This window comes from Shigella sp. FJ200513 (assembly GCF_040495915.1).
Classification (GTDB): domain Bacteria; phylum Pseudomonadota; class Gammaproteobacteria; order Enterobacterales; family Enterobacteriaceae; genus ECMA0423.
Genome location: NZ_JBDYCV010000132.1, coordinates 1 through 9,456 on the forward strand (window position 1 = coordinate 1; position 9,456 = coordinate 9,456).

10 protein-coding genes and 1 pseudogene are annotated in these 9,456 nt (G+C 43.1%); 8 read left to right on the forward strand and 3 right to left on the reverse strand.

What is annotated here, in order from left to right; translation table 11 throughout:
* The first annotated feature begins 2 nt into the window (after nucleotides 1–2).
* Both ABZJ92_RS19045 and hchA read left to right on the forward strand, forming a co-directional pair.
* Nucleotides 3–59, forward strand: coding sequence for an IS1 family transposase (locus tag ABZJ92_RS19045; RefSeq protein ID WP_003032489.1), 57 nt, complete (start codon nucleotides 3–5; stop codon nucleotides 57–59).
* A gap of 45 nt (nucleotides 60–104) precedes the next feature.
* Nucleotides 105–956 carry a glyoxalase III HchA gene (gene hchA, locus ABZJ92_RS19050; protein WP_000218218.1) on the forward strand — a complete coding sequence of 284 codons (852 nt, stop codon included), beginning with the start codon at nucleotides 105–107 and terminating at the stop codon, nucleotides 954–956.
* Nucleotides 957–1,063: 107 nt separating this feature from the next.
* Here the strand turns inward: hchA and hprS are convergent, their stop codons facing one another.
* Complete coding sequence (gene hprS, locus ABZJ92_RS19055; RefSeq protein WP_000826714.1) at nucleotides 1,064–2,422, reverse strand: two-component system sensor histidine kinase HprS; 1,359 nt, start codon at nucleotides 2,420–2,422, stop codon at nucleotides 1,064–1,066.
* On the reverse strand, nucleotides 2,422–3,093 hold the full coding sequence (gene hprR / locus ABZJ92_RS19060; RefSeq protein ID WP_001347103.1) for a response regulator transcription factor HprR: 672 nt from the start codon (nucleotides 3,091–3,093) through the stop codon (nucleotides 2,422–2,424). The genes hprS and hprR overlap by 1 nt, the downstream gene beginning before the upstream one ends.
* A gap of 132 nt (nucleotides 3,094–3,225) precedes the next feature.
* Between hprR and hiuH the strand changes: the two genes are divergently transcribed.
* From hiuH to zinT, 4 genes and pseudogenes are all read left to right on the forward strand, one after another.
* Nucleotides 3,226–3,639 carry a hydroxyisourate hydrolase gene (gene hiuH, locus ABZJ92_RS19065; RefSeq protein WP_000920127.1) on the forward strand — a complete coding sequence of 138 codons (414 nt, stop codon included), beginning with the start codon at nucleotides 3,226–3,228 and terminating at the stop codon, nucleotides 3,637–3,639.
* Between the two features lie 108 nt (nucleotides 3,640–3,747).
* Nucleotides 3,748–4,752 (forward strand): annotated as a pseudogene (gene msrP / locus ABZJ92_RS19070) (protein-methionine-sulfoxide reductase catalytic subunit MsrP).
* Entirely contained in the window at nucleotides 4,753–5,388 is a 636-nt protein-coding gene (msrQ, locus tag ABZJ92_RS19075) for a protein-methionine-sulfoxide reductase heme-binding subunit MsrQ (RefSeq protein WP_001240061.1), read from the forward strand. It abuts the pseudogene before it with no gap.
* A gap of 257 nt (nucleotides 5,389–5,645) precedes the next feature.
* On the forward strand, nucleotides 5,646–6,296 hold the full coding sequence (gene zinT, locus ABZJ92_RS19080; protein ID WP_001007781.1) for a metal-binding protein ZinT: 651 nt from the start codon (nucleotides 5,646–5,648) through the stop codon (nucleotides 6,294–6,296).
* Between the two features lie 1,077 nt (nucleotides 6,297–7,373).
* On the opposite strand, the gene ABZJ92_RS19085 is transcribed toward zinT, so the two are convergent.
* Nucleotides 7,374–7,643 carry a tail fiber assembly protein gene (locus ABZJ92_RS19085; RefSeq protein ID WP_000937511.1) on the reverse strand — a complete coding sequence of 90 codons (270 nt, stop codon included), beginning with the start codon at nucleotides 7,641–7,643 and terminating at the stop codon, nucleotides 7,374–7,376.
* Between the two features lie 56 nt (nucleotides 7,644–7,699).
* On the opposite strand from ABZJ92_RS19085, the gene ABZJ92_RS19090 reads away from it, so the two are divergent.
* A complete protein-coding gene (locus tag ABZJ92_RS19090; RefSeq protein WP_000239881.1) occupies nucleotides 7,700–8,368 on the forward strand; it encodes a class I SAM-dependent methyltransferase in 669 nt (222 codons plus the stop codon).
* A 315-nt stretch (nucleotides 8,369–8,683) separates the two neighbouring features.
* The coding region (locus tag ABZJ92_RS19095) for a leucine-rich repeat domain-containing protein (RefSeq protein ID WP_025731841.1) at nucleotides 8,684–9,456 on the forward strand (773 nt) is incomplete at its 3' end.

Here is a 9,456-nt window from a genome sequence, read left to right on the forward strand (position 1 = left end):
CGGTGGAGCTGCATGACAAGGTCATCGGGCATTATCTGAACATAAAACACTATCAGTAAGTTGGAGTCATTACCCCCTAACTAAGCAACAATAAGGAATACACTATGACTGTTCAAACAAGTAAAAACCCGCAGGTCGATATTGCTGAAGATAATGCGTTCTTCCCTTCAGAATATTCGCTTAGCCAATATACGAGTCCCGTCTCTGATCTTGATGGCGTGGACTATCCAAAACCGTATCGCGGTAAACATAAAATTCTGGTGATCGCCGCGGACGAACGTTATTTGCCGACCGATAACGGAAAACTGTTCTCGACCGGTAACCATCCGATTGAAACGTTGCTGCCGTTGTATCATCTCCATGCTGCAGGTTTCGAATTCGAAGTGGCGACCATTTCCGGTCTGATGACCAAGTTTGAATACTGGGCTATGCCGCACAAAGATGAAAAAGTAATGCCATTCTTTGAACAGCATAAATCGTTATTCCGTAATCCGAAGAAACTCGCGGATGTTGTCGCCAGCCTCAACGCTGATAGCGAATATGCAGCAATCTTTGTTCCTGGTGGGCATGGCGCACTTATTGGTTTACCAGAAAGCCAGGACGTGGCTGCCGCTTTACAGTGGGCAATCAAAAATGACCGTTTTGTTATCTCCCTTTGCCACGGTCCGGCGGCTTTTCTGGCACTTCGCCACAGCGATAACCCACTGAATGGTTATTCTATTTGCGCATTCCCAGACGCCGCAGACAAACAAACGCCAGATATTGGCTATATGCCGGGTCATCTCACCTGGTACTTCGGCGAAGAGTTGAAGAAAATGGGCATGAACATCATTAATGACGACATCACCGGGCGAGTACATAAGGACCGTAAACGTCTCACCGGCGACAGTCCTTTTGCAGCGAATGCGTTGGGTAAACTGGCGGCGCAGGAAATGCTGGCAGCTTACGCGAGTTAATCCCTGTTACATTGTGATGTAAGCGCATAATCAATCGCAGCCACGTTAATACTCACGACGTGGCTGCGTTTTTTCACGGTTAACTTATGGCGTACTGAAGCCCGATGTTAATTTCTTTGCGGTAACGTAATTCGGAACACGTTATGCTTACTGAGATAGTGATACGTAGCACTTCCTCCATGTAATTCGGCAATCGCTTTGACTAAAGAAAGGCCAAGTCCCTGACCTACGGAATGACGCGAATTATCTCCCCGCCAAAATCTACGGAAGAGTTTTTCAGGCTCATTAATTTTCGTTCCAGGACTGGCGATATCAATATTAAGAGAGCCGTTGGCATCAAGAAAACTGGTTATATGAATACGCGATTTTTCTGGTGAATATCGAATGGCGTTAACAATAAGATTCGATAACATTCGTTGCAGTAAAATTTTATCCGCAAAGATTTGTTGATTGCACTTGACCTTAAAGCAAATCTCTTTCTCGTCTGAAAGATATTCAAGATAGTCCAAAAGATTTTCAACTTCCTTATTGAGAGAAAGCGAATCCAGTTTCACCAAAACATTGTTTTTGTCTGCCCTGGCAAGAAACAGTATATTCTCTGTTAACCGCGAAATATTTTCCAGCTCTTCAATGTTTCCGGCAATTGTTTTTTGATATTCAGCGATACTTCTGATTTGACTGAGCGTAACCTGATTCTGACCCAGTAATGCATTAATTGGCGTTCTAAGTTCATGAGCGAGATCGTCAGCAAATTGACTAAGGCGCTCAAAATCTTTGACTAAAGCATGATGCATTTTATTCAACGCCTGCCCAAGAGGTTTTAGTTCTCTCGGTAATGCGTTAACCTCAACCGGCACTCGGCTATCGTTATAATTCAGCGCTTCCGTTACGCCACTCAACTTTTTGATCTCTCGCAACCCCGTCCTGATTAACAACGGACTTAATACTGAGCACAGTATAATGGCGACAATGCAAATTATAATGCTATTAATTTTATACTGTTCAAGCATATTATGTCTGGCTGAAGCCAATTTAGCCACAGTAACCGTTAATGATGGCGAAACTTCATCAATGTTAATTCGTAAAGCATCTATCTCTGTATCATTAATAATGCTTCTGTAAATGCCTGCTGCGCTGATTGTCTCACTAGCAGGTATGTTATTTAACATGTCATCACTGACATTTGTCCGGTTAACAATTTTATTGATGCCATCACTATGAATGATCAAAATATCCTGACTAACATCCATCATCCGGTTAAAGTACACAGGTAACGTATCTGGATTTACCCCATCAATTAACAACTGCTTGATCTGCGCTGTCCGGTTAATGAGTGTTGTATCATCGCGCCATTTCAACTCACTTGCCAGGCCATTATAGAGAGTCCATACAATTCCAGCGCCAGCAACAGACTGCAGAAATATAAAAAGCAAGGTTAAACGGACGGTTATAGATAATCTTTTCATTATTTTTTTACCGCTACGAATGAATAGCCCATCCCCCGGATTGTGGCGATTAGCTTTTCAGGAAAAGGATCATCAACTTTTGCGCGGAGCCTGCGAATGGCGACATCCACCGTATTGGTATCACTATCAAAGTTGATTCCCCAAATTTCACTCGCAATAACCGTTCTGGGTATAATCTCGCCAGCTCTGGAGGCCAGTAGCCAAAGTAACTGAAACTCCTTGCGCGTCAGTGTAATACTGATATTGTCCCTGCTGACACTTTGACTGACAGAGTCCATTTTTAAGCCACTGATTTCTAATGTTGAATTCAGAGCGTGATGTTGCCTTAATTGTGCCCGAACCCTTGCTAGCAACTCAGAAAATGAAAAAGGTTTTACCAGATAATCATTTGCCCCACTGTCCAACCCTCTGACTCTGTCATCGACAGAATCCCTTGCAGTAAGGCAAATAACAGGGGTTTGCTTTGCCGTTCTTAACGTTTGTAAGATCTGCCAGCCATCCATACCCGGAAGCATAATATCCAGAATGATCAATGCATAATCATCCTTCAGCGCAAGATAAAGCCCATCTCTGCCATCAGAAACGGCATCAATGACATAACCCGCTTCGGAAAGCCCCTGCGTTACCCATTCCTGGGTCCTTTGATTATCTTCAATAAGTAGAATCTTCATGAAAATAATATGCCATAAATCATATGTTATAGAAACAACCTGGTTCATTACAAAATTGTAATGCTGCTGTAAGGTTACCCTGGACGTTTTTTCGCTATCCTCAAAACTCATTCACATGACAAGGATATAAACATGTTAAAGCGTTATTTAGTACTCTCGGTAGCAACGGCAGCCTTTTCATTACCTTCTTTGGTTTATGCCGCACAACAAAACATTCTTAGCGTGCACATTTTGAACCAGCAAACAGGAAAACCCGCTGCCGACGTGACAGTCACTCTTGAAAAGAAAGCGGATAACGGCTGGTTACAACTTAATACCGCCAAAACAGATAAGGATGGACGAATTAAGGCACTGTGGCCCGAGCAAACTGCGACTACTGGCGATTACCGTGTCGTATTTAAAACCGGGGACTATTTCAAGAAACAAAATCTTGAAAGTTTCTTCCCTGAGATTCCCGTTGAATTTCATATTAATAAAGTGAACGAGCATTATCATGTGCCTTTGTTACTCAGCCAATATGGGTATTCAACCTATCGTGGCAGTTAATGCGTAAATATGTAAAAGCTGATCTCTGCTACTGTTAGGGAGGTGACTCCCTGACAGATTAACAGTAAACAGCTCTTGTTGGTTAACGACAAAAAAGTGTGATGGCTTATGAAAAAGAAGCAATTTTTAAAAGAATCAGATGTTACGGCCGAGTCGGTATTCTTTATGAAGCGTCGGCAGGTGTTAAAAGCACTGGGCATCAGCGCAGCTGCATTTTCTTTGCCTCACGCTGCGCATGCCGATCTGCTTAGCTGGTTTAAAGGGAACGATCGTCCGCCCGCCCCCGCCGGAAAACCGCTGGAGTTCAGCAAGCCTGCCGCCTAGCAAAATAACCTGCCACTGACGCCAGCAGATAAAGTCTCCGGTTATAACAACTTCTATGAATTCGGGCTGGATAAAGACGATCCCGCGGCTAATGCTGGTAGCCTGAAAACCGATCCATGGACACTGAAAATCAGCGGCGAAGTGGCAAAACCATTGACCCTCGATCATGATGATTTAACCCGTCGCTTCCCGCTGGAAGAGCGTATTTATCGTATGCGCTGCGTGGAAGCGTGGTCGATGGTGGTGCCGTGGATTGGTTTTCCGCTACACAAATTGCTGGCGCTTGCCGAACCCACCAGCAATGCGAAGTATGTCGCTTTCGAAACGATTTATGCGCCGGAACAGATGCCTGGCCAGCAGGACCGCTTTATCGGCGGCGGGCTGAAATATCCTTATGTCGAAGGATTGCGTCTCGACGAAGCAATGCATCCGCTCACACTGATGACCGTAGGTGTTTATGGCAAGGCGTTACCACCGCAAAATGGCGCGCCGGTGCGACTGATTGTGCCGTGGAAATATGGCTTTAAAGGGATTAAATCGATCGTCAGTATTAAGCTGACCCGCGAGCGTCCGCCAACCACCTGGAATCTGGCAGCGCCTGACGAATACGGTTTTTACGCCAACGTTAATCCGCATGTTGATCACCCGCGCTGGTCACAGGCTACCGAACGATTTATTGGTTCAGGCGGCATTCTCGATGTTCAGCGCCAGCCAACACTACTGTTTAATGGTTACGCCGACCAGGTGGCATCGCTGTATCGTGGCCTGGATTTGCGGGAGAATTTCTAAATGCGTCTGACAGCAAAACAAGTGATATGGCTGAAAGTTTGCCTGCATCTTGCCGGATTGTTGCCGTTTCTCTGGCTGGTCTGGGCGATCAATCACGGTGGACTGGGTGCCGATCCGGTGAAAGATATTCAGCATTTTACCGGTCGCACTGCACTGAAATTTTTGCTTGCGGCCTTGTTAATCACACCTCTGGCACGCTACGCAAAACAGCCGTTATTGATACGCACTCGCCGCCTGTTAGGCTTATGGTGCTTTGCCTGGGCGACACTGCATTTAACCAGTTACGCATTGCTGGAGTTGGGCGTGAATAATCTGGCGTTATTAGGTAAGGAGTTAATTACCCGGCCTTATTTAACGTTAGGAATTATCAGCTGGGTTATTTTGCTTGCTTTAGCGTTCACTTCAACCCAGTCGATGCAGCGAAAACTCGGCAAACACTGGCAACAGTTGCATAACTTCGTCTATCTTGTCGCGATCCTGGCCCCAATACATTATCTGTGGTCAGTGAAGATTATTTCACCGCAGCCACTCATCTACGCCGGGCTGGCTGTACTGCTTTTAGCCTTACGGTATAAGAAGTTGCTTTCCCTTTTCAACCGGTTACGCAAGCAGGCCCACAACAAATTATCTCTATAACTTCATATTGCCGACAAACTTCGCGTTATCCCGGCCGGATGCGGCGCGAGCGCCCTATCCGGCCCACACAGATCGCATCAAGTTATGTTTCGTTTGTCATCAACCTTTCATCACCAGAATAATTTATTTTATTTCAATAAGATAGTTCAATACACCTGAGAATACCATGCTCTCATTTCCTAATGAGTTGTTGCATTTTTTCATATGTTACAATATAACATTACACATAATGTACATTAACTCTGGAGGAAATTGTTTTGGCGATTCGTCTTCATAAACTGGCTGTTGCTTTAGGTGTCTTTATTGTTAGCGCTCCTGCCTTTTCGCATGGTCATCATTCTCATGGCAAACCCTTAACAGAGGTCGAACAAAAAGCTGCTAATGGTGTTTTTGATGATACCAATGTACAAAACCGAACGCTCAGTGACTGGGATGGAGTCTGGCAATCCGTTTACCCTTTACTGCAAAGTGGCAAACTTGATCCCGTCTTTCAGAAGAAAGCGGATGCAGATAAAACCAAAACATTTGCTGAAATTAAAGATTATTATCGCAAAGGTTATCCGACAGATATCGAAATGATTGGCATTGAGGACGGCATTGTCGAATTCCATAGAAATAATGAAACAACATCCTGTAAATATGATTACGATGGATACAAAATACTCACCTATAAATCAGGCAAGAAAGGCGTTCGTTACTTATTCGAATGTAAAGATCCTGAAAGCAAAGCCCCTAAATATATACAATTTAGCGATCATATAATTGCACCACGAAAATCATCTCATTTTCACATTTTTATGGGTAATGATTCCCAGCAATCTTTATTGAATGAAATGGAAAACTGGCCAACGTATTATCCCTATCAGTTGAGTAGCGAAGAAGTGGTCGAGGAGATGATGTCTCATTGATTTTTTTGCGCTGACTTCAGTTATTTAACAGAACAGTGCCTGGTAGTAACAACAATAATTTACCAAGACAAATAAGTAAGACAAACTCAGACACGCTCATACTTGAGTCGTGTCTTTTTTATTATGTCTGTAGAAAAAAACTGAGAAAAAGGCTAACAATAAATACACAACTCAGCCATACAGACTGGCAGCGCAAATGTTTCCAGGAGCAAGTCATCTGTCATGGTAAAGCTAACCAGAAATATAGGTTAATTTTGGTGTTTAAACCTTTTTTACTTGTTAGTATGATACAAAGGCTTTCAAAAAAGCTGGGAAATTCAACAACTCTTGGAAATTATGGACTTTGTCCCGCGGCTTTAATCTGACGGCCGCGTTCCTTTTTTGGCTCAATTATTGACCCCTTCTCTACGCAACTTCAGTTCCCGCCAGCAACTTTGCGGCAGTTTCATAGGATCAATGTCTAAAAGAATAATGGTGACCGATAAGAAAACGACTGAATAACTGTAGATTTTCGCTCGAAACCTTCCTGTCAGCTCCATAGCGAATCAAGCGCTGAATGTCACAGTATCGAACAGAAAACAGTGACGATCTAACCCTTCAAGAATATTCTACGATTGTTCTGTTTAGGAAAAGCAAGGCGGGAAGTCGGGAGATAAGTCATTGATAAAATGGCGGAGAGAGGGGGATTTGAACCCCCGGTAGAGTTGCCCCTACTCCGGTTTTCGAGACCGATGATACAGAGTCGAAAAATCAAAGAGTTAAAAATTTTTCTTGGAAAAAATGTCTTAAAATCGTACACGAAAAATCAATGAATTACATAACATTAAAGAAGAATATTCCAAGCCTTCTTGAGTCCACCACCTGTTTTCAGGTGTCATTCAGACGTGATTTGCCCCAGATTGGGAAAGCACGCTTTTTTCTCAGCTTATTCCGTTTTGCCTGTGTGTTGAATAATTCCACTGCAGTTATATAAAATCGGTAACGGCTGGAAATCATTCAATACTCGCACTATCGAAAGTTTACCAGCCAACCGCAGCACGTCCTGCATACGTCGTGTCTGCGGTTTTTCTTTTTCGCTTACATTGTGTCTGGTTCTTCCGGCCACTCAATATCAGGTGCAGTTGATGTATCAACACGGTTCAGCAACACCCGATACTTCTTCCAGGCTTCCAGCAACGAGTTTTCTTCCTCCGTTGCGATCTCCAGATCTACAGCATCCTGAAGTGGCGCAATATGCTCACTGAATCCCTGGATGTAGAACTGTGTGGTGACGGTCTTCCAGCCATTCGGCTCCTGCTGTATCGAAGCATACCAGGCTATTTCAATATCGCTATGCTGCGGCAGCATTTAACCCCTTGTAATTCATCGCCATAATTGATTTAATTCACAAATAAAACTATAATATGGTGAAATTAATGAAAAAAAACACAGATGATGGGGCTAAAATTTACACACCACTTACCCTAAAGCTTTATGACTGGTGGGTTTTGGGAGTATCAAATCGGCTTGCATGGGGATGTCCTACAAAGGAACACCTTCTTCCACACTTTCTGGAACATTTAGGTAACAACCATCTGGATATTGGTGTTGGAACTGGGTTTTACCTTACTCACGTACCTGAGAGTAGTCTGATATCTTTAATGGATTTGAACGAAGCTAGCCTGAACGCGGCATCTACAAGGGCTGGGGAATCAAAAATTAAACATAAAATTAGCCATGATGTTTTTGAACCTTATCCTGCGGCGTTACATGGTCAATTTGATTCCATTTCCATGTTTTACCTTCTTCACTGCCTGCCTGGAAATATATCTACAAAAAGCTGTGTAATACGCAATGCGGCGCAGGCCTTAACTGATGATGGAACTCTATACGGAGCCACAATTCTTGGCGATGGAGTTGTGCACAATAGCTTCGGTCAAAAACTGATGCGCATTTACAATCAGAAAGGCATCTTTTCAAACACAAAAGATTCCGAAGAAGGCTTAACACATATACTCTCAGAGCATTTCGAGAATGTTAAAACCAAGGTTCAAGGTACTGTAGTAATGTTTTCCGCTTCAGGGAAAAAATAGCATCCAACCGCAGCACGTTCTTGCTTAAGACGTGCTACGGTTTCCTTTACGATTTGGGGTTGCGACTTTACCTCTATTGATAATGCATTCCGGCAGAACGTTCAAATATGAACGTACGATATTTAACTAACCGAAAAACAAAATATAGCACAGGCGAGACATTTACCATCTAAGAAAATAGTATCGTTTTTTTACAGTTAAATCAACATCACTTCCTTAAAATGAAAACAATAAATTTCAATCCTGAAACATTTTATTTCAGCTTATTATTCCCCAGTATCACATTTTATCAGGATATCCTTCTGCGAGGTTATTATGCTTCCTGTAAATAATCCCCCCCTATCCACTGGAAACGTCTCTTTTTACAGAACTACATCAATCGACAATGTTCACAATAATTATCTCTCCGAATGGGTTGAATGGACTAAAAACAGCATTTCCGGAGAAAACAGGGAAACTGCTTTTACCCGGCTCCAATTATGTCTGGAGAACAGTGAAACATCGTTGGACTTATCTTGTTTAGGTCTCAGATCTCTACCACGATTGCCTGACAATCTTGATGAAATTAATGTAAGCAATAACCAACTATCAATGCTCCCCGAGCTACCAAGGGCATTGAAAGAGCTGAATGCAAGCAGTAATCAATTATCTGCACTTCCTGAATTACCAGTGTCGCTGGAATATATAAATGTGAGTGATAACCATTTGTTCGCACTTCCTGAATTACCTGCGTCACTAGAATATATTAATGTAAGTGACAATCACCTGTCTGTACTTCCGAGGTTACCAATGTCATTGGAATTACTTGATGCAGCCAGAAATGCTTTGGAAGTAATACCAGATTTTCCAGAAAGAGATGATCATATTATAAGAATATTCTGGCTTAATCAGAACCGGATCACGGCAATTCCGGAAAGCATACTTGGCCTCAGTTCTGATAGCGTTGTCAATCTTAGAGAAAATCAACTATCTCCCAGAATAATGCAAACTTTGTTACAACAAACCGCCCAACCGGACTACCACGGCCCACGGATTTACTTCTCCATGAGTGACGGACAACAGAATACACTCCATCGCCCCCTGGCTGA